Origin of the sequence: Gordonia sp. 'Campus' (assembly GCF_022206305.1) — a bacterium.
Taxonomy (GTDB): Bacteria; Actinomycetota; Actinomycetes; order Mycobacteriales; family Mycobacteriaceae; genus Gordonia.
This window is the reverse complement of sequence record NZ_JAKOIW010000010.1, coordinates 110,449-130,249: the sequence shown is the minus strand read 5'-3', so window position 1 is coordinate 130,249 and position 19,801 is coordinate 110,449. Positions and strand designations below refer to the sequence as shown.

The 19,801-nt window shown below is 68.7% G+C and carries 17 protein-coding genes; all 17 read left to right on the top strand.

Annotation, left to right across the window (positions count from 1 at the left end; genetic code table 11):
* The first annotated feature begins 6 nt into the window (after window positions 1-6).
* The 17 genes from MAY35_RS12705 (at window position 7) to MAY35_RS12625 (ending at window position 19,791) form a co-directional block, all read left to right on the top strand.
* Window positions 7-1,134: a histidinol-phosphate transaminase gene (locus MAY35_RS12705; protein ID WP_245404012.1), complete on the top strand. Its 1,128-nt coding sequence runs from the start codon at window positions 7-9 to the stop codon at window positions 1,132-1,134.
* The gene (hisB, locus tag MAY35_RS12700; RefSeq protein ID WP_238421649.1) at window positions 1,131-1,769 is read left to right on the top strand and encodes an imidazoleglycerol-phosphate dehydratase HisB; all 639 of its coding nucleotides are present in this window, start codon (window positions 1,131-1,133) and stop codon (window positions 1,767-1,769) included. The genes MAY35_RS12705 and hisB overlap by 4 nt, the downstream gene beginning before the upstream one ends.
* Window positions 1,766-2,407 (top strand): imidazole glycerol phosphate synthase subunit HisH, encoded by a 642-nt coding sequence (hisH, locus tag MAY35_RS12695; RefSeq protein WP_238421648.1) that lies wholly within the window; start codon window positions 1,766-1,768, stop codon window positions 2,405-2,407. Before hisB ends, hisH begins: the two co-directional genes overlap by 4 nt.
* On the top strand, window positions 2,404-2,733 hold the full coding sequence (locus tag MAY35_RS12690; RefSeq protein ID WP_238421647.1) for a hypothetical protein: 330 nt from the start codon (window positions 2,404-2,406) through the stop codon (window positions 2,731-2,733). The genes hisH and MAY35_RS12690 overlap by 4 nt, the downstream gene beginning before the upstream one ends.
* A gap of 66 nt (window positions 2,734-2,799) precedes the next feature.
* Complete coding sequence (priA, locus tag MAY35_RS12685) at window positions 2,800-3,543, top strand: bifunctional 1-(5-phosphoribosyl)-5-((5-phosphoribosylamino)methylideneamino)imidazole-4-carboxamide isomerase/phosphoribosylanthranilate isomerase PriA (protein ID WP_238421646.1); 744 nt, start codon at window positions 2,800-2,802, stop codon at window positions 3,541-3,543.
* The gene (locus MAY35_RS12680) at window positions 3,543-4,364 is read left to right on the top strand and encodes an inositol monophosphatase family protein (protein WP_238421645.1); all 822 of its coding nucleotides are present in this window, start codon (window positions 3,543-3,545) and stop codon (window positions 4,362-4,364) included. The genes priA and MAY35_RS12680 overlap by 1 nt, the downstream gene beginning before the upstream one ends.
* Window positions 4,365-4,441: 77 nt before the next feature.
* On the top strand, window positions 4,442-5,215 hold the full coding sequence (gene hisF, locus MAY35_RS12675) for an imidazole glycerol phosphate synthase subunit HisF (RefSeq protein WP_238421644.1): 774 nt from the start codon (window positions 4,442-4,444) through the stop codon (window positions 5,213-5,215).
* A 40-nt stretch (window positions 5,216-5,255) separates the two neighbouring features.
* The gene (gene hisI, locus MAY35_RS12670) at window positions 5,256-5,717 is read left to right on the top strand and encodes a phosphoribosyl-AMP cyclohydrolase (RefSeq protein ID WP_238421643.1); all 462 of its coding nucleotides are present in this window, start codon (window positions 5,256-5,258) and stop codon (window positions 5,715-5,717) included.
* A gap of 75 nt (window positions 5,718-5,792) precedes the next feature.
* Window positions 5,793-5,972, top strand: a complete 180-nt coding sequence (locus MAY35_RS12665) for a tautomerase family protein (RefSeq protein ID WP_004021167.1) — start codon at window positions 5,793-5,795, stop codon at window positions 5,970-5,972.
* On the top strand, window positions 5,969-7,561 hold the full coding sequence (locus MAY35_RS12660; RefSeq protein ID WP_238421642.1) for an anthranilate synthase component I: 1,593 nt from the start codon (window positions 5,969-5,971) through the stop codon (window positions 7,559-7,561). Before MAY35_RS12665 ends, MAY35_RS12660 begins: the two co-directional genes overlap by 4 nt.
* A gap of 26 nt (window positions 7,562-7,587) precedes the next feature.
* On the top strand, window positions 7,588-8,316 hold the full coding sequence (locus MAY35_RS12655; RefSeq protein WP_238421689.1) for a TIGR02234 family membrane protein: 729 nt from the start codon (window positions 7,588-7,590) through the stop codon (window positions 8,314-8,316).
* A 170-nt stretch (window positions 8,317-8,486) separates the two neighbouring features.
* Complete coding sequence (gene trpC / locus MAY35_RS12650; protein WP_238421641.1) at window positions 8,487-9,305, top strand: indole-3-glycerol phosphate synthase TrpC; 819 nt, start codon at window positions 8,487-8,489, stop codon at window positions 9,303-9,305.
* A gap of 66 nt (window positions 9,306-9,371) precedes the next feature.
* Complete coding sequence (gene trpB, locus MAY35_RS12645) at window positions 9,372-10,721, top strand: tryptophan synthase subunit beta (RefSeq protein WP_238421640.1); 1,350 nt, start codon at window positions 9,372-9,374, stop codon at window positions 10,719-10,721.
* Window positions 10,718-11,527: a tryptophan synthase subunit alpha gene (gene trpA / locus MAY35_RS12640; RefSeq protein ID WP_238421639.1), complete on the top strand. Its 810-nt coding sequence runs from the start codon at window positions 10,718-10,720 to the stop codon at window positions 11,525-11,527. The genes trpB and trpA overlap by 4 nt, the downstream gene beginning before the upstream one ends.
* A gap of 100 nt (window positions 11,528-11,627) precedes the next feature.
* Window positions 11,628-13,409 (top strand): prolipoprotein diacylglyceryl transferase, encoded by a 1,782-nt coding sequence (lgt, locus tag MAY35_RS12635; RefSeq protein WP_245404007.1) that lies wholly within the window; start codon window positions 11,628-11,630, stop codon window positions 13,407-13,409.
* 312 nt (window positions 13,410-13,721) lie between these two features.
* A complete protein-coding gene (gene gltB, locus MAY35_RS12630; RefSeq protein ID WP_238421637.1) occupies window positions 13,722-18,293 on the top strand; it encodes a glutamate synthase large subunit in 4,572 nt (1,523 codons plus the stop codon).
* Entirely contained in the window at window positions 18,286-19,791 is a 1,506-nt protein-coding gene (locus tag MAY35_RS12625) for a glutamate synthase subunit beta (RefSeq protein WP_238421636.1), read from the top strand. Before gltB ends, MAY35_RS12625 begins: the two co-directional genes overlap by 8 nt.
* Window positions 19,792-19,801: the final 10 nt, after the last annotated feature.

The window sequence follows — 19,801 nt, the reverse complement described above, 5'->3', positions numbered from 1 at the left end:
GATCCGATGACGGGTGCGCCCGGCAGCGCGATCACCGTCGACGAGCTGCCGCTGCGGGAGAACCTGCGCGGCAAGACCGCCTACGGGGCACCCCAGCTCAAGGTGCCGGTGATCCTGAACACCAACGAGAACCCGCACGCACCGTCGGAGGCACTGGTCGACGACCTCACCGCGTCCGTACGCGACGCGGCGGCCGAACTGCACCGCTATCCCGACCGGGACGCCGTGGCCCTGCGCGCCGACCTGGCCGCCTATCTGACCCGGGCGACCGGAGTCCGCCTCGGCGTCGAAAACCTGTGGGCGGCAAACGGTTCCAACGAAGTCCTGCAGCAGCTGCTCCAGGCATTCGGCGGCCCCGGACGCAGCGCGCTCGGGTTCGTCCCGTCGTACTCGATGCACCCGATCATCTCCGACGGCACGGACACCACCTGGCTGGTCGCCGCGCGGGCGGGCGACTTCTCCCTCGACACCGAGTACGCGGTCGCCGAAGTCGCCAACCGACGGCCCGACGTCGTCTTCGTGACCTCGCCGAACAACCCGACCGGCGGCTCGATCCCGCTTGCCGACCTCCGCCGGATCGTCGAGGCCGCACCGGGCATCGTGATCGTCGACGAGGCGTACGCCGAGTTCTCCGCGGCGCCGAGCGCTGTCGAGCTCATCGACGAATTTCCGTCGAAGGTCGTCGTCAGTCGCACCATGAGCAAGGCGTTCGCCTTCGCCGGCGGACGCCTCGGTTATCTCGCCGCGGCGCCGGCCGTCGTCGACGCGATCCAGCTCGTCCGGCTGCCGTACCACCTGTCCGTGCTGACCCAGGCTGCGGCGCGCGCGGCCCTCCGGCACAGCGACGACACCCTCGCAGGTGTCGCGGCGATCATCGCCGAACGCGACCGGGTGGCCGCGGCCCTCACCGAGGCGGGGTACCGCGTCGTCGAGTCCGATTCGAACTTCGTGTTGTTCGGCGGTTTCCGGGATGCAGCGGCGTCGTGGCAGCGTTACCTCGACCAGGGCGTCCTCATCCGCGACGTCGGGATCGCCGGCCACCTGCGGGTGACCGTCGGACTCGCGCACGAGAACGACGCCTTCCTCGACGTCAGCCGCACGCTCGCCACCACAGATCTGGAGAACACCCAGTGACCAACCCCGCATCCGAGAGCCGGGCACCACGCATCGCGAAGGTCGAACGGACCACCCGGGAGTCGTCGATCGCCGTCGAACTGAACCTCGACGGCACCGGCGTGACGAACATCTCGACGGGCATCGCGTTCTTCGACCACATGCTGACCGCGTTCGGACAGCACGGCAGCTTCGACCTCACGGTCAAGGCCGACGGCGACATCGAGGTCGAGGGCCACCACACCATCGAGGACACCGCGATCGTCCTGGGCCAGGCCCTGGGCCAGGCACTCGGGGACAAGAAGGGCATCCGCCGCTTCGGCGACTCCTGGATCCCGATGGACGAGACCCTCGCCCAGGCGGTCGTCGACGTCTCGGGTCGTCCGTACTGCGTGCACACCGGGGAGCCCGAGCACATGCTGACCGCCGTGATCGGGGGCCACCCCGGGGTGCCGTATTCGACGGTCATCAACCGGCACGTCTTCGAGTCGATCGCTCTCAACGCTCGGATCGCCCTGCACGTCCGCGTGCTCTACGGCCGCGACCAGCACCACATCACCGAAGCCGAGTTCAAGGCCGTGGCCCGTGCACTGCGCGCCGCCACCGAATACGACGCGCGCGTCACGGGTGTGCCGTCGACGAAGGGGGCGTTGTGAGCGCCACCGACGTCGCCATCCTCGATTACGGGTCGGGCAACCTGCGGTCGGCGCAGCGCGCGCTGGAACGGACCGGGGCGCAGGTCACGGTGACCTCGGACTTCACCACCGCGCTCGAGGCCACCGGATTGGTCGTGCCCGGAGTGGGCGCGTTCGCGGCCTGCATGGAAGGGCTACGCGCGGTCAAGGGCGACCGGATCGTGGGCCGCCGCCTGGCCGGCGGCCGCCCGGTGCTCGGCATCTGCGTGGGAATGCAGATCATGTTCGAGCACGGCGTCGAGTTCGGCGTCGAAGCCGAGGGCTGCGGCGAGTGGCCGGGCAGCGTGACCCAGTTGCCCGCACCGGTGCTCCCGCACATGGGGTGGAACACCGTCGACGCCCCGGAGGGCTCGGTGTTGTTCGACGGGCTCGATGCCGGCACCCGCTTCTACTTCGTCCACTCCTATGCCGCGCAGACGTGGGACATGGACAACGTCGGGTCGCCGTTGCGCGCACCCAAGCTGACCTGGTCCGATCACGGAGGCCGCTTCCTGGCCGCAGTCGAGAACGGCCCGCTGTCGGCCACCCAGTTCCACCCCGAGAAGTCCGGCGACGCCGGAGCCCACCTGCTGGAGAACTGGGTGCGGGGACTCTCATGACCGGGGCCGCGCCGGGTCGCGACGACGGCGAGTTCCCGGCCGACCCCCAGCGGTCCGGGGCGAGCGATTTCTCGATCGCCAAACTCGCCTTCTACGCTCTCGGTGCAGGCGTGCTGGTGCTGGTCGTGTCGGTGCCGATCATCGTGCTCTGCGCACACTGGTCCCCGATCGCCGGCCTGGTCGCGGCCCTGGTGGCGGTGGCCGCGATGATCGCCGCCATCGGTACCGTTGCCAACCGCATGGTGGACCGGGCCCGGGCCGGTCTGCTCGCCGAGCGGGCCGGGCAGGTGCGAGGCCCACGCCCGCCGCTGAACGGCCCGGAGTGACACCGAACGACCGCTCGACACGCATACAGACCGCGACACGCATACAGATTAGGAAAAGACTCACCCATGGGTAGCACCCTCGAACTCCTTCCCGCCGTCGACGTCGCCGACGGGCAGGCAGTCCGCCTGGTCCAGGGCGCGGCCGGCACCGAGACCTCCTACGGCTCCCCGCGCGATGCCGCGATGGCGTGGCAGCGCGACGGCGCGGAGTGGATTCATCTGGTCGACCTCGACGCCGCATTCGGACGGGGCGACAACCGCGATCTGCTGGCCGGCGTCGTCGGGGAACTGGACGTCAAGGTCGAGTTGTCCGGCGGCATCCGCGACGACGACTCGCTCGCCGCGGCACTCGCCACCGGATGCACCCGGGTGAATCTCGGCACCGCAGCCCTCGAGAACCCGGAATGGTGTGCTCGTGCGATCGCCGAGCACGGTGACCGGATCGCGGTCGGACTCGACGTGATCCGCGACGGTGCGTCGTACCGGCTGCGTGGTCGCGGGTGGGTGACCGACGGCGGCGACCTCTGGGAGGTTCTCGAGCGGCTCAACCGTGACGGCTGCGCGCGATACGTGGTGACCGACGTGTCCAAGGACGGCACGTTGGCCGGTCCCAATCTCGAACTGCTCGCGGAGGTCGCCGCCGCCACCGACGCGCCGATCGTCGCCTCCGGGGGTGTCTCCGCCCTCGACGACCTCGTCGCCATCGCCGGTCTCACCGACCAGGGCGTCGAGGGCGCGATCGTCGGCAAGGCACTGTACGCGGGCCGGTTCACGCTGCCCGAGGCCCTGACGGCGGTCGCCGAGGCCTGATGACCGCATCGCACACCACCCTCGATCTCCCACGGCTCCTCGACACCGCCGGGTCGATCCTCGACGACGCCGTCGAGCGGTTCGTCGACGGCCAGGGCGCGCCCAGTGCCGTGGACAAGGGCGGGACGGACTTCGCCACTCAGATCGACCTGGATCTCGAACGCCACATCGGCGCGGCACTCGCCGAACGCACCCAGATACCGGTCCACGGTGAGGAATTCGGCGGCGCCGACGTCGTTGACGGCCCGGTCTGGGTGCTCGACCCGATCGACGGCACCTTCAACTACTCGGCCGGGATGCCGCTGACCGGCATCCTGCTCGGCCTCGTCGTCGACGGCCAGGCGACCCTCGGTCTGACCTGGCTGCCGCTGGTGGGCCGCCGCTACGCCGCACACGTCGGCGGGCCCCTCCTGCTCGACGGCGCACCCGTCGCCCCCGCTCCCGACATGGAACTGTCTGAGGCGGCCGTCGCGTTCGGTCCCTTCGACGCCCGCGGCGGCGGCCGGTACCCCGGGACCCGCCGCGCGGATCTCCTGCGCGAACTCAGCACCCGCGCCGCCCGGATCCGGATGACCGGTTCCACCGGAGTGGACATGGCTTTCACCGCGGCCGGTGTGTTCGGCGGTGCGATCGCATTCGGCAGACACCCGTGGGACAACGCCGCGGGCGCCGCGCTCGTTCGCGCCGCCGGGGGAGTGGCCACCGACATCGCGGGCCGGCCGTGGACCGTGTCGTCACCGTCGCTCGTCGCGGGCACCCCGACCGTCCATGCCGGACTTATGCGTGTCATCCGCGAGACGATCGAGGAGTGGTCGGAATGAACGCCGGCACTCCCGACACCACGGCACCTGCAGCAGCGCCCGCTTCCGATGTACAACCATCCGGCGATGGAGTCCCGATGACCTTGGCCACGCGGGTGATCCCGTGTCTCGACGTCGACGACGGCCGCGTCGTCAAGGGCGTCAACTTCGCGAACCTCCGCGATGCCGGCGACCCCGTCGAACTCGCGGAGCGGTATGACCGTGAGGGCGCCGACGAACTCACCTTCCTCGACGTCACCGCCTCGAGCTCAGGACGCTCGACGATGATCGACGTCGTCAAGCGGACCGCCGATCAGGTCTTCATTCCGCTCACGGTCGGCGGCGGCATCCGCACCGTCGACGATGTCGACACCATGCTGCGGGCCGGTGCCGACAAGGTGAGCGTCAACACCGCGGCCATCGCCCGTCCCGAGGTCCTCGCCGAGATGAGCCGACGCTTCGGCTCCCAGTGCATCGTGTTGTCGGTCGACGCCCGCACCGTTCCCGACGGTTCCGAGCCGACGCCGTCGGGCTGGGAGGTCACGACACACGGCGGCCGCAAGGGCACCGGGATCGACGCCGTCGAATGGGCACGCCGCGGCCAGGATCTCGGCGTCGGGGAGATCCTGCTGAACTCGATGGACGCCGACGGCACCAAGCAGGGCTTCGATCTCCGCATGCTGCGCGCCGTGCGTGCAGCGGTCTCGGTACCGGTGATCGCCAGCGGAGGTGCGGGACGCGTCGAAGATTTCGCCCCCGCGGTGCAGGCGGGCGCCGATGCCGTCCTCGCCGCGTCGGTGTTCCACTTCGGCGAGCTGACGGTCGCTCAGGTGAAGTCCGCGATGCACGACGCCGGGATCACCGTCCGATGAGCGCCGCACGCCGCGACCGACGCACCGTGGGAGTCCGCTGATGGCCCTCGATCCCGATCTCGCCGCCCGTCTCAAGCGCAATGCCGACGGTTTGTTCACGGCAGTCGCGCAGGAACGCAGCACCGGAACGGTGCTGATGGTGGCGTGGATGGACGACGTGGCGCTCGAGCGCACCCTGGCGACCCGTAAGGGTACGTACTACTCCCGGTCGCGCCAGGAGTACTGGGTGAAGGGCGAGACCAGCGGTCACACCCAGTACGTGCACGACGCGCGACTCGACTGCGACGGCGACACGGTCCTGCTCGTCGTCGACCAGATCGGCGCCGCCTGCCACACCGGGAACCACAGCTGCTTCGACACCGAGTCCCTCGAATTCGACACCGAGTCCCTCGAATTCGATACCGAGCCGCTCGAATTCGACTCAGGCGCACAGCAATTCGGCGACCAGGACGGTCCTGCCGGGGTCGACGCCGCACGCGAACCGGTCGACCCAGCACAATAGAACGGTGAGACGGGTCCCGGGACGCGAACCCCGGGACCCCGCCAGAGCTCGAGACCTTCGAAAGGCGGTGCGTCCATGCCCCTCATCCAGATCTCGCAGACACCGGGACTGTCCGATCGTGTCAAACGCGAGACCATCGCGGCGGTGACCGAGGCGTACGCCAAGGCCACCGGCAAGAACCCCGATTCGGTCTGGGTCACGATCACCGAGGTGCCGCGTAATCAGTGGGGCGTCGGCGGCGAGCCGCTCGGATGACCGCCACCACCGCGGGCGGCCGGGCCGGAACAGCGGGCTCGTCCACCACGTCGCTGCCGGAGTTCCTCGACCTCGCCCGTGACCACCGGGTCGTCCCCGTCACCCGCAAGGTGCTGGCGGATTCGGAGACGCCACTGTCGGCGTATCGCAAACTCGCCGGCGATCGGTCCGGTACCTTCCTGCTCGAATCGGCCGAGAACGGTCGGTCGTGGTCGCGCTGGTCGTTCATCGGTGCCGGTGCGCCGTCGGCGCTCACCGTCGTCGACGGTCAGGCGCACTGGTGGGGCTCGGTGCCCGTCGGCGCCCCCGAGGGTGGCGACGCCCTCGAGGTCCTCGCCGAGTCGCTGCGCCTCCTGCAGACCGATCCGCTTCCGGACATGCCGCCGCTCACCGGCGGTTTCGTCGGGTTCATGGCCTACGACATGGTCCGCCGCCTCGAACGTCTTCCCGAGACGACGGTCGACGACCTCGGCCTGCCGGACATGATGATGGTGCTGGCCACCGACCTCGCCGCGGTCGATCACCACGAGGGCACGATCACGCTCATCGCCAACGCGGTCAACTGGGACGGTTCCGACGAGCGGGCCGAGGACGCCTACGCCGACGCCGTCGCCCGCCTCGACCGGATGACCGAAGCCCTCGCGGCGCCCGCACCGTCGACGGTGTCCACCTTCGACCGACCCCGGCCCGACTACCGCGCGCAGCGATCCCTCGAGGAGTACAGCGAGATCGTCACCGCGCTCGTGGGGGAGATCGAGGCGGGCGAGGCGTTCCAGGTCGTTCCGTCGATGCGCTTCGAGATGGACTCCGACGCCGATCCGCTCGACGTCTACCGGGTGTTGCGTGCGTCGAACCCCAGCCCCTACATGTATCTGCTGCGCATGCCGGGCACCGAGGAGAACAGCGAGACCGGTTCGCCCGACGCCATCGCCCGCAAGCCGTTCACCATCGTCGGCAGCAGTCCCGAGGCACTGGTGACCGTGGCCGACCGGATCGCCACCACCCATCCCATCGCCGGTACGCGCTGGCGGGGTGCCACCGAGGAGGAGGATCAGCTCCTCGGCAAGGGCCTCCTGGAGGACGAGAAGGAGAACGCCGAGCACCTGATGCTGGTGGACCTCGGACGCAACGACCTCGGCCGGGTCTGTGTGCCCGGCACCGTGAAGGTCAGCGACTACCGCCACATCGAGCGGTACAGCCACGTCATGCATCTGGTGTCGACGGTCTCGGGGACCCTGCGCGACGACAAGCACGCGCTCGACGCGGTGACCGCCTGCTTCCCGGCCGGGACGCTGACCGGAGCGCCGAAGGTGCGTGCGATGGAACTGATCGACGAGCACGAGAGGACGCGCCGCGGTCTGTACGGGGGCATCGTCGGTTACATCGACTTCGCGGGCAATGCCGACACCGCGATCGCCATCCGCACCGCGCTGCTCGCGCGCGGCACCGCCTACGTGCAGGCCGGTGGCGGCGTGGTCGCCGACAGCGAACCCGAGTACGAATACAACGAGGCGCGCAACAAGGCCACGGCGGTGCTCAACGCCGTCGCGGCCGCCGCCACGATGCGCCGAGTGGGGGAGAGCTCGTGACCACGTCACCGCCCGATGCCGAGACCATGCGCCGCAAGGGCGTTCGACGGTTGCAGGTGATCGCTGCGCTGCTCATGGCTGCGACAGCCGCCGCGTTCTGGGGGTCGAGCCGCATGACCTGGGCCACCATCTCGGCCGAGGACGGGCTGTCACCGCAACGCGCGTTCGAGGTCAACGGCGGGGACTGGAGCCCGTGGCTCACGCCCCTTGCCCTGGTCTACCTCGCCGGCATCGCGGCGGCCCTGTCGGTCCGCGGCTGGGCACTGCGGGCGGTCGCCCTGCTGGTCGCGGCCGGCGGCGTCCTGGCGGCGTTCCCGGCGATCTCTCTGATCACCGGCGGTGCCGACTCGGACTACGCCGCAGACGCCGGCAGCATCCCGGATCGCTACATCGTGCTCTACATCGACACCAACACGATCGCCGCGCTGGTCGTCCTCGTCGGCACGGTGTGCGCGGTGGGTGCCGCGGTGGCGCTGCTGCGCGTCGCCAAGGGGGCGACCCTGTCGTCGAAGTACCGGACTCCCGCCGCGCGGCGCGAGGAGATCGAGACCGAGATCTTCGCCGACTACGAGAAGCGCAGATCCGCCGGGACGACGTCGCCGACGTCGGCAACCGGGACCGACTCCGCGGACGCGTCGACCGGTGACGCGTCGACCGGTGGGAAACCCTCGCCGGACGCCAACGAACGCATGATGTGGGACGCCCTCGACACGGGCATCGACCCGACCGAGCCCTCGGACCCCGGCGACAAGTGACGACGCCACGGGCGGGCGCCTCGTGCGGGCGGTCAGTGGCGGCGAGACGACGTGATGGCGGTCCCCGGGAAGCGTGTCGTGGGACACGTCAACGGCCAACCCGGCCGTATGTCGCCGGGACGGCCGGTCTACCCTGAGAACACACGACGAGCGGAAGGGAGCCAGTCGCTGTGAGCATGCCCAACGTTCTCGAGTCGATCATCGAGGGAGTGAAGGCCGACGTCGCGGCCCGCGAGGCAGTGGTCGATTTCGCGGCCGTCAAGGCGGCCTCCGCCAAGGCTCCTGACCCCAAGGATGCGCTCGCCGCGCTGCGGCTGCCCGGCATCGGCGTCATCGCGGAGGTCAAACGCGCGAGTCCGTCGAAGGGCGAACTGGCGAGCATCGGCGACCCCGCCGAGCTGGCCCGCGCCTATGAGGACGGCGGCGCCCGCATCATCAGCGTGCTCACCGAGGAGCGCCGGTTCCACGGTTCGCTCGCCGATCTCGACGCCGTCCGGGCCGCCGTGGACATCCCGGTGCTGCGCAAGGACTTCATCGTCGGCACGTACCAGATCCACGAGGCGCGGGCGCACGGTGCCGACGTCATCCTGCTGATCGTCGCCGCGCTCGAACAGAACGTCCTCGCCTCGCTTCTCGATCGCACCGAGAGCCTGGGCATGACCGCCCTCGTCGAGGTGCACACCGAGGAAGAGGCAGACCGGGCCCTGGAGGCCGGGGCCTCGGTCGTGGGTGTCAACGCCCGCAACCTCAAGACCCTTCAGGTCGAGCGAGACACCTTCTCGCGCATCGCCCCCGGGCTGCCCACCGAGACCATCCGGATCGCCGAATCGGGCGTCCGCGGCACCGCCGATCTGCTGGCCTACGCCGGCGCCGGTGCCGACGCGGTCCTCGTGGGCGAGGGTTTGGTCACCAGCGGTGACCCCCGCGCCGCCGTGCGTGAACTCGTCACCGCCGGCACCCACCCGTCGTGCCCGAAACCCGTTCGCTGACTTCGCCTTCGCCTTCGGGTCGATCTCGGCCCATGTTGTCGTCGGCCCGATCGACTGTGAGATGTAGTGACCGCTCAGCCTGATTCGCCCGAAGCCCCCGTTTCCGCCGATGCCGTCGCGCTGCCCCCGGCGAGCGCGGGTCTGACGACACGCACGTCGATCGAGCCCGATGAGCACGGGCATTTCGGCGTCTACGGCGGTCGTCATGTCCCCGAGGCCCTGATGGCCGTCATCGACGAGGTGACCACGACCTTCCAGAAGGTGCGCTCCGACGACGACTTCCTCGCCGAACTCGACCGCCTGCAGCGCGACTACGCGGGCCGCCCGTCGCCGCTCTACGAGGCGAAGCGACTGTCGGAGTTCGCTGGTGGGGCGCGTGTCTTCCTCAAGCGCGAGGATCTCAACCACACCGGCTCGCACAAGATCAACAACGTTCTGGGGCAGGCGCTGCTTGCACAGCGGATGGGCAAGCATCGCATCATCGCCGAGACCGGTGCGGGCCAGCACGGCGTCGCCACCGCGACGGCCTGCGCCCTGCTCGGTCTCGAGTGTGTGATCTACATGGGGCGCGTCGACACCGACCGCCAGGCACTCAACGTCGCCCGGATGCGTCTGCTCGGCGCAGAGGTCGTCGCCGTGGACAACGGCTCGGCGACTCTCAAGGACGCGATCAACGAGGCGATGCGTGACTGGGTCACCAACGCCCACAACACCTATTACTGCTTCGGCACCGCTGCCGGGCCGCATCCGTTCCCGCTCATGGTCCGCGATCTCCAACGCGTCGTCGGCCTCGAGGCCCGCGCCCAGATCCTGGACAAGGCCGGGCGGCTACCCGATGCGGTGACCGCATGTGTCGGCGGTGGTTCCAATGCCATCGGCATCTTCCACCCGTTCATCGACGACGAAGGCGTGCGCCTGGTCGGTTTCGAGGCCGCCGGAGACGGCGTCGAAACAGGCCGTCACGCAGCGACTTTCACCGGCGGGACGCCCGGTGCATTCCAAGGTGCCTACTCCTACCTGCTGCAGGACGACGACGGCCAGACCATCGAGTCACATTCGATCTCGGCCGGCCTGGACTACCCGGGTGTCGGACCCGAGCACGCCTACCTCAAGGACACCGGGCGGGCGGAATACCGTCCCATCACCGACACCGAGGCCATGGACGCCCTCTCGCTGCTGAGCCGGCGCGAGGGCATCATCCCGGCGGTCGAGTCCGCCCATGCCGTGGCAGGTGCCCTGAAGCTGGGGCAGGAACTCGGCGAGGGTTCGGTCATCGTCGTGAGCCTGTCCGGGCGTGGTGACAAGGACGTGGACACCGCGGCGCGCTGGTTCGGGCTGTTCGACGCCCCGCCGTCGCAGGACGAGGCCGCCATCTCGCAGTCGTCGGACGTCCACAAGCCGGGAGAGCAGGCATGACCACCCAGACCGCCCCGTCCAAGCTCGGTCCCGTCTTCGCCCGTTGCCGGGAGGAGGGGCGCAGCGCGCTCATCGGCTATCTCCCGGTCGGCTTTCCGACCCTCGACGATTCCCTGACCTCGTTCAAGACGATGGTCGACGCCGGTTGCGACATCATCGAGGTCGGGGTGCCCTACTCGGACCCGGTCATGGACGGACCGACCATCCAGGACGCCGCCGATCTCGCCCTCACGAACGGTGTGCGGGTCCGCGATGTGTTCACCGCGGTCGAGGCGATCACCTCGGCGGGAGGCAATGCCGTGGTGATGAGCTACTGGAATCCGGTGCTCAAGTACGGTGTGGACACCTTCGCCCGCGACCTGGCCGCTGCCGGGGGCGCCGGTCTCATCACCCCGAATCTGATCCCGGAAGAGGGGGCGCAGTGGCATGAGGCGTCCGACGCGCACGGGCTCGACCGGATCTACCTCGTCGCCCCGTCGTCGACCACCGAACGGATCGCCCTGACGGTCGACGCCTCACGTGGCTTCGTCTACGCAGCGTCCACGATGGGGGTGACCGGCGCGCGGGATGCCGTGTCGGACATGGCACCTGAGCTGTGTGCCCGGATCCGCGATCACTCCGACATCCCGATCGGCGTCGGTCTCGGGGTGCGTAATCGCGAGCAGGCGGCTCAGATCGCCTCCTATGCCGACGGGGTCATCGTCGGGTCGGCTCTCGTCACGGCCGCCAACGCGGGACAGGATCGTCTGGCCTCCCTGGTCTCCGAGTTGGCCGAGGGTGTGCGCTCGCGCCGCGCTTCCGTCTGATCCATCGCCCGGACGACTCCCGCGTGGGGTGGGCCGACGGCCGCGCGGTACGTCGTGTCCGTTCGGTTAGGGTGGCACGGTGACCGCGCCGAGTTCGACGATGCTGGCCTACCTTCCCAGTCCGCCCCAGGGTGTGTGGGACATCGGACCGTTCCCGCTGCGCGCGTACGCGCTGTGCATCATCGCCGGCATCATCGTCGCGGTCTGGTGGGGCAACCGGCGATGGATCGCCCGTGGTGGTCAGGACGGCGAGGTCCTGGACGTCGCGATCTGGGCCGTCCCGTTCGGACTGCTCGGCGGTCGCCTCTACCACCTCATCACCGACTGGAAGACCTACTTCGGGTCCGATGCACTGAAGGAACCGATCGACGCCCTCAAGATCTGGGACGGTGGTCTCGGGATCTGGGGAGCCGTGGCGTTGGGTGCGGTCGGTGCCTGGATCGGCGCACGCCGGCACGGCATCCGGCTGCCCGCATTCGGCGATGCCATCGCGCCGCCGATCCTGTTGGCGCAGGCCATCGGCCGGTTGGGCAACTACTTCAACCAGGAGCTCTACGGCCGCGAGACGACACTCCCGTGGGGACTCGAGATCTTCGAGCGGGAGAACGCCGCCGGATACTCCGACCCCGGACTGATCGACGGCGTGTCCAACGGCGTCGTCGTCGCGGTGGTGCACCCGACGTTCCTCTACGAGCTGCTGTGGAACGTGCTCATCGTGGTGCTGCTCGTGGCCGTCGATCGGTTCTTCCGGATCGGCCACGGCCGGCTGTTCGCGCTCTACGTCGCCGGATACTGCCTCGGCCGGTTCTTCGTGGAATTGCTCCGCGACGATCGTGCCGCCGTCGCCAACGACATCGCGGGAATCCGACCCAACCTCTTCACCGCGGCCCTGGTCTTCCTCGGGGCGATCATCTACTTCGTGGTGGCCACCAAGGGACGTGAGCAAGGGCTCGAGATGTACCACGACGACCGCGCCGCCGAACTCGAGGAGCAGGGGGTCGCCGGCTACGTCGACGACTGGTACGACGAGGACCTCGAACCGGACAGGTCCGAGTCGAAGGTGACCGCAGCGGCCGCCGCCGGCACAGCAGCAACCGCGGGCGTCGGGTCGTCGCTGTTCGATGACGACAGCGACAGTGACGACAGCAAGAGTGACGACAACAAGAGTGACGACAACAAGAGTGACGACAGCAAGACCGGCGACAGCGAGAGTGACGACAACCGGGCCGACGAGCCGGGCTCGGACGACTCCACGACGACCGAAGGCGAGACGGCCGACGGTGAAGTGACCGACGGCGTCGCCGACAAGTCTGCAAGCGTCGACCCGGTCGAGACCGCAGACCCGGCCGGGACCGGTGTCGGGTCCGAGCGCGAGGCCGAGTCCGGGAGCGACTCCGTAGGCGAAGACGACAACGCCCCGGCGGATGCGGGCACTGCGGACGCGGACGACGCCGGGGTCACCGACTCGACCGACGCCGAGCCGACTGATGCCGACCCGACTGATGCCGACTCGGCAGATGTCGATCGGACAGATGTCGTACCAGCTGAGGGCACAGCGGCTGAGGGCGAAGCCTCAGGTGATGAAGTAGCGGGTGACGAAGTAACAGGAGACGACGTAACCGGAGACGACGACGCGGCAGAGGACGAGGGGGCAGCGTCCGACACGGCCGTCTCGGACCCCGAGGTGACAGACGTGACCGAAGCGGCGACCGAACCCGAACCCGAACCCGAGGCCGAGTCCGACGCCTCGACCGACTCCGACTCGGCATCCAACTCCGTCGACGCTGCCGAATCCCTCGACTCCAACTCCGACGACGCTGCCGAGCCCGCCGACCCCACACCCGGCGAGGACGGTCCGGCCGGCGATCGCGCCCAGTCCTGACCCATGGTCTGACGATTCGGCCGCTCGCCCGTTGAGGGCCGCGCGGTCCGGTCGCGAGCGTCACAGGTCTCGGGTGCGGACGCCGGGTGCCCCGTTCGGATATCATCGAAAGCTCACGGTGCGCGATCCCTCCGCCCGGTACCACCGTCACGGCACTCTTCATGGTTCACAGGTTCTGACTGACAGCTTGTGACACAGCCCGGTACCGATCTCGGCACGGTCACTCGCATGCCGCGCAATGCTCCGCGGGCCAGCGCTGTCCCAATGGACACTCAGCAGCGGACCGTCGTCTCGGTCCGAGTGGAGGTACAGATGCTGTTTTCCGCGCTCCCGGCCAAGCAAGGGCTCTACGACCCGGAGGCCGAGGTCGATTCGTGTGGCGTGGCAATGGTCACCGACATCCATGGTCGCCGTTCGCATTCGATCGTCGCCGACGGGCTTCTCGCACTCGAGAACCTGGAGCATCGCGGGGCCGCCGGCGCCGAGACGAACAGTGGTGACGGCGCCGGAATCCTCATCCAGCTACCCGACGAATTGCTCCGCGCAACCGTGGATTTCGACCTTCCGGAGCCGGCGGCGGACGGTTCACAGTCGTACGCCGCCGGCATCTGTTTCCTGCCGATGGACGTCGCTTCGCGACGCGCGGCGATCGAGCGTGTCGAGGCACTCGCGGCCGATGAGGGCATCACCGTCCTGGGCTGGCGAGACCTGCCGGTGGACCATGAGCGTGCCGACGTCGGCGGCACCGCCGTGGCCTGCATGCCGTACATGATGCAACTGTTCGTGACCGTGGACCCCGAGGCGGGTGCGGAGCGCATCTCCGGGCTGGCGCTCGATCGTCACATCTACCCGTTCCGCAAACAGGCCGAACGTGTGACACCGGAGATCGAGGAGGCCGGCACCGGCCTGTACTTCCCGTCGTTGTCGAGCCGCACCATGGTCTACAAGGGCATGCTCACCACGATGCAGCTTCCCCTGTACTACGCGGATCTGCGTGACGATCGCTGCCAGAGCGCGATCGCCATCGTGCATTCGCGCTTCTCCACCAACACCTTTCCGTCATGGCCGCTCGCCCATCCGTTCCGATTTGTCGCGCACAACGGCGAGATCAACACGGTCCGGGGCAACCGCAACCGGATGCGGGCCCGCGAAGCCCTCCTCGAAACCGACCTCATCCCGGGCGACCTCCGACGCGCCTTCCCGATCTGCACTCCGGAGGCCTCGGATTCCGCTTCGCTGGACGAGGTGCTCGAACTCCTGCACCTCGGCGGTCGCAGTGTTCCGCACGCGGTGATGATGATGGTCCCCGAGGCGTGGGAGAACGTTTCCGACATGGATCCCCGGCGACGCGCGTTCCTGCAGTTCAACGCGTCGCTGATGGAGGCGTGGGACGGCCCCGCCTGCGTCACCTTCACCGACGGCACCGTCGTCGGCGCTGTCCTCGACCGCAACGGTCTGCGGCCCGGGCGCTGGTGGCAGACCCGCGACGGTCGCGTCATCCTCGCCTCGGAGGCGGGCGTCCTCGACGTTCCGGTGGACGAGGTCATCAGCAAGGGCCGGCTCGAACCGGGCCGGATGTTCCTCGTCGACACCGAACAGGGCCGGATCATCCCCGACGAGGAGATCAAGGGCGACCTGATGGGCGCCGAGGCCTACGACGAGTGGCTGCATGCCGGGCTCCTCGACATCGCGACGCTGCCCGACCGGCCGGTGTTCCAACCCAACCACGACACGGTCGTGCGGCGGCAGATCTCCTTCGGCTACACCGAGGAAGATCTCCGCGTCCTGCTCACGCCGATGGCGGCGTCGGGGTACGAACCCCTGGGTTCGATGGGCACCGACACCCCGGTCGCGGTGCTCTCGCAGCGGTCACGTCTGCTGTACGACTACTTCGTCGAACTCTTCGCCCAGGTGACCAACCCGCCGCTGGATGCGATCCGCGAGGAGATCGTGACCTCGATGGCCCGCGTGATGGGCCCGGAACAGAATCTGTTGCGGCCGAGTGCGGCGTCGTGCAGGCAGATCATGGTGCACTGGCCCGTCCTCGACAATGCCGAACTCGCGAAACTCGTGCACATCGACGACGACGGCGACAATCCGGGACTGTCGGCCAAGGTGCTGCGGGCGCTGTACGAGGTGTCGGAGGGTGGAGCGGGCCTTGCGGCAGCGCTCGAGGACCTGCGCAGGCGGGCCAGCCAGGCGATCGCCGAGGGCCACACCACGCTGGTGATCTCCGACCGGCTGACCGACTCCGATCACGCGCCCATCCCGTCGTTGCTCGCGACGTCGGCGGTGCATCACCACCTCGTACGGACCAAGGAGCGCACTCGCGTGGCGCTCGTGGTGGAGTCCGGAGATGCCCGCGAGGTCCATCACATCGCTACCCTCATCGGATTCGGTGCGGCAGCGGTCAATCCCTACCTGGCGCTCGAGACCATCGAAGATCTCATCGCCGAGGGCGAACTCACCGGGGTGACGCGGGCCAAGGCGATCCGCAACTACCTCGAGGCGCTCGGCAAGGGCGTGCTCAAGGTGATGAGCAAGATGGGCATCTCCACGATCAGCTCCTACACCGCGGCACAGGCTTTCGAGGCCGTCGGCCTGTCCTCGGAGGTCGTGCGCGAGTACTTCACACGTACGGTGTCCCGGATCGAGGGCGTCGGACTCGACGAATTGGCCGAAGAGGTGCGCATCCGCCACCACCGCGCCTTCCCGGAGAACCCCACCGAGCAGGTGTACCGCCGGCTCGAGGTGGGCGGGGAGTACCAGTACCGGCGCGAGGGCGAACTGCACCTCTTCACGCCGGAGACCATCTTCCTCCTGCAACACGCCACCAAGACCGGCCGGGCCGAGATCTTCCGGAAGTATTCCGACGAGGTCGACCGCCTGTCCCGCGAGGGTGGGACGCTCCGTGGTCTGTTCGACTTCGATCTGGGTGTGCGCGAACCGATTCCACTCGACGAGGTCGAACCCGCCGAGGAGATCATGAAGCGCTTCAACACCGGGGCGATGAGCTACGGCTCGATCTCGGCGGAGGCCCATGAGACGATCGCGATGGCGATGAACAGGATCGGTGGCCGCTCGAACTCGGGTGAGGGCGGGGAAGACGTCGAGCGTCTCTACGATCCGGAGCGGCGCAGTGCCGTCAAACAGGTCGCCTCGGGACGTTTCGGCGTGACCAGTGACTACCTGATCAACGCGACCGACATCCAGATCAAGATGGCTCAGGGCGCCAAACCCGGTGAGGGCGGCCAACTCCCCGCGTACAAGGTGTACCCGTGGATCGCCAAGACCCGGCATTCGACGCCGGGCGTCGCCCTGATCTCACCGCCCCCGCACCACGACATCTACTCGATCGAGGATCTGGCGCAACTGATCCACGACCTCAAGAACGCGAACTCGCAGGCCCGCATCCACGTCAAGCTCGTCAGCGCCGTCGGCGTGGGCACGGTCGCGACGGGGGTGTCCAAGGCCCATGCGGACGTCGTCCTCATCTCCGGACACGACGGTGGCACGGGGGCATCTCCGCTGACCTCGCTGAAACATGCCGGTACTCCCTGGGAGATCGGGCTGGCCGACGCTCAGCAGACCCTGATGCTCAACGGTTTACGTGACCGCATCACGGTGCAGTGCGACGGCGCGCTGCGCACCGGCCGGGATGTCATCACCGCGGCCCTGCTCGGTGCCGAGGAATACGGTTTCTCGACCGCTCCGCTGATCGTCGCGGGATGCATCATGATGCGGGTCTGCCATCTCGACACGTGCCCGGTCGGCGTCGCGACGCAGAATCCGCAACTGCGATCGCGGTTCACCGGCCAGGTCGACCACCTGGTCAACTTCTTCCGGTTCATCGCCGAGGATGTCCGAGAACATCTGGCGCAGTTGGGCTATCGCACGCTCGACGAGGCCATCGGTCAGTCCGACAGGCTGCACACCGACACAGCTGTGGCGCACTGGAAGTCGCGCGGTCTCGATCTCACTCCGATCTTCCGCAAAGTCGAGGGCAAGGGTCCGAGCCGCCGGGTGCGCGGGCAGGAGCACGGCCTGGAGCGGGCGCTCGACCAGACCATGATCCAGCTCGCCGAAGGCGCGCTCGAAGATGCCCATCCCGTGACCCTGGAACTCCCGGTCCGCAATGTGAACCGCACCGTGGGAACGCTCCTGGGCGCCGAGGTCACGCGGCGCTACGGGGCGGACGGGCTCGCCCCGGACACGATCACGGTGAAACTCACCGGGTCGGCGGGGCAGTCGCTGGGCGCTTTCCTGCCCCCGGGCGTGACGATCCGGCTCTCCGGCGACACCAACGACTACGTCGGCAAGGGACTGTGTGGCGGCACGATCGTGGTGGCACCGGACCCCGACTCGCTGTTCGTCGCCGAGGACCAGGTGATCGCGGGCAACACGATCCTCTACGGCGCGACATCGGGCGAGGTCTACCTGCGTGGCCGTGTCGGCGAGCGCTTCTCCGTGCGCAACTCGGGTGCGACCGCCGTCGTCGAGGGCGTGGGCGATCACGCCTGCGAGTACATGACCGGGGGTCGGGTCGTCGTCCTCGGACCCACCGGACGCAATCTCGCGGCCGGGATGTCGGGGGGCATCGCGTTCATCCACGACCTCGACCGCGAGAAGGTGAACATGGCCATGGTCAAACTGATGCGGCCTGATCCCGAAGACCTTGCCTGGCTCAGGCAGACCATCACCAGGCATACCGAGTTGACCGGTTCGGCGATCGGTGCGTCGATCCTCGCCGATTGGCCACGGCGGTGCCTGGCCTTCACCAAGGTCATGCCCACCGATTACAAGCGTGTCCTCGACGCGGCCCGCATGGCCGAGGCCGAGGGACGCGACGTCGACTCAGCGATCATGGAGGCAGCACGTGGCTGACCCGCGCGGATTCCTGGAAGTCCCGAAGAAGGAAGCGAAGTACCGTCCGGTCGCCGAACGCGTCCAAGACTGGGCCGATGTGTACGAACACTCCGACAATCCGATCAAGGTGCTCGACGAGGTGAGTACGCAGGCCCGTCGATGCATGGACTGCGGAATCCCGTTCTGCCACTCCGGAACCGCGGGTTGCCCCCTTGGCAACCTGATCCCGGAGTGGAACGACCTCGTGCGACGCGGTCGATGGGATGCGGCGAGCAGCCGGCTGCACGCCACCAACAATTTCCCGGAGTTCACCGGCATGGTGTGCCCGGCGCCGTGCGAGGCGGCCTGCGTGCTCTCGATCTCCGAGCAGGCGACCGGCGGCAGCGTGTCCATCAAACGCATCGAGAAGACCATCGCCTACGAATCGTGGGCCGAAGGAGTGATCGGTCCGGAGCCGCCGGAGTCCAAGACCGGCAAATCGGTCGGCGTCGTCGGATCGGGTCCGGCCGGACTCGCTGTGGCGCAACAGCTCACCCGCGCGGGGCACGATGTGACCGTGTACGAACGCGACGACCGACTCGGCGGGTTGCTGAGATACGGCATCCCCGAGTACAAACTGCAGAAATCCGACATCGATCGTCGGGTGGCGCAGATGCGCGCCGAGGGAACGACATTCGTGACCAACTGCGATGTGGGTACGGAACTGTCGGTCGCGGATCTGCAAGCCCGGCACGACGCCGTCGTGCTCGCCGTCGGGGCGATGGAGGCGCGCGACAATCCGGTTCCCGGCCGAGACCTGAACGGCGTCCACCTCGCCATGGAGCACCTCGTGCCCGCCAACCGCGAGTGCGAGGGCGACGGGCCGTCGCCGGTCACCGCGGCCGGCAAGCACGTCGTCATCATCGGCGGCGGAGACACCGGCGCCGACTGTCTGGGCACGGCTCACCGTCAGGGTGCGGCATCGGTCGTCCAGCTGGACTACAACCCGGAACTACCTGGTCAGCGCGATGACGGGCGGTCGCCGTGGCCCACGTGGCCGTTGGTGATGCGCAGCTCGAGTGCGCACGACGAGGGCGGTGAACGCCTGCACCAGGTGGCGGTGCAGCGCTTCGTCGGCGACGACGACGGGAACGTCGCCGCGCTGGTGCTCGCCGAGGTCGAGGTCACGCGCGGGGATGACGGTCGGCGGGAGATCACCCCGGTCGGCGAAGAGTTCGAGATCCCCTGCCAGCTCGCGTTGTTCGCCATCGGGTTCGCCGGCGTGCGCCGCGGCGAACTCCTCGATGATCTCGGGATCGAGCTCACTCCGCGTGGGGTGATCGGGTGCGGCAGTGACTGGCAGACCGACGCGCCCGGCGTGTTCGTGTGCGGTGATGCCCACCGCGGCGCCTCGCTGGTGGTGTGGGCGATCGCCGAGGGCCGGTCGACGGCGCGGGCCGTCGACGAGTTCTTGGTCGGCGAGTCCGATCTGCCCTCTCCCGTTCGCCCGGCAACGCTCCCGCTCACGGTGCGATGACCGGTCGGCG

What these genes read in the sequence shown, in the direction of transcription:
- MAY35_RS12660 (WP_238421642.1), top strand. Translation starts at nt 5,969, where the DNA reads ATGACCGCCACCACCGCGGGCGGCCGGGCCGGAACAGCGGGCTCGTCC.
- trpA (WP_238421639.1), top strand. Translation starts at nt 10,718, where the DNA reads ATGACCACCCAGACCGCCCCGTCCAAGCTCGGTCCCGTCTTCGCCCGT.
- MAY35_RS12665 (WP_004021167.1), top strand. Translation starts at nt 5,793, where the DNA reads ATGCCCCTCATCCAGATCTCGCAGACACCGGGACTGTCCGATCGTGTC.
- priA (WP_238421646.1), top strand. Translation starts at nt 2,800, where the DNA reads ATGGGTAGCACCCTCGAACTCCTTCCCGCCGTCGACGTCGCCGACGGG.
- hisF (WP_238421644.1), top strand. Translation starts at nt 4,442, where the DNA reads ATGACCTTGGCCACGCGGGTGATCCCGTGTCTCGACGTCGACGACGGC.
- gltB (WP_238421637.1), top strand. Translation starts at nt 13,722, where the DNA reads ATGCTGTTTTCCGCGCTCCCGGCCAAGCAAGGGCTCTACGACCCGGAG.
- MAY35_RS12680 (WP_238421645.1), top strand. Translation starts at nt 3,543, where the DNA reads ATGACCGCATCGCACACCACCCTCGATCTCCCACGGCTCCTCGACACC.
- hisI (WP_238421643.1), top strand. Translation starts at nt 5,256, where the DNA reads ATGGCCCTCGATCCCGATCTCGCCGCCCGTCTCAAGCGCAATGCCGAC.
- MAY35_RS12690 (WP_238421647.1), top strand. Translation starts at nt 2,404, where the DNA reads ATGACCGGGGCCGCGCCGGGTCGCGACGACGGCGAGTTCCCGGCCGAC.
- MAY35_RS12655 (WP_238421689.1), top strand. Translation starts at nt 7,588, where the DNA reads ATGCGCCGCAAGGGCGTTCGACGGTTGCAGGTGATCGCTGCGCTGCTC.
- lgt (WP_245404007.1), top strand. Translation starts at nt 11,628, where the DNA reads ATGCTGGCCTACCTTCCCAGTCCGCCCCAGGGTGTGTGGGACATCGGA.
- MAY35_RS12705 (WP_245404012.1), top strand. Translation starts at nt 7, where the DNA reads ATGACGGGTGCGCCCGGCAGCGCGATCACCGTCGACGAGCTGCCGCTG.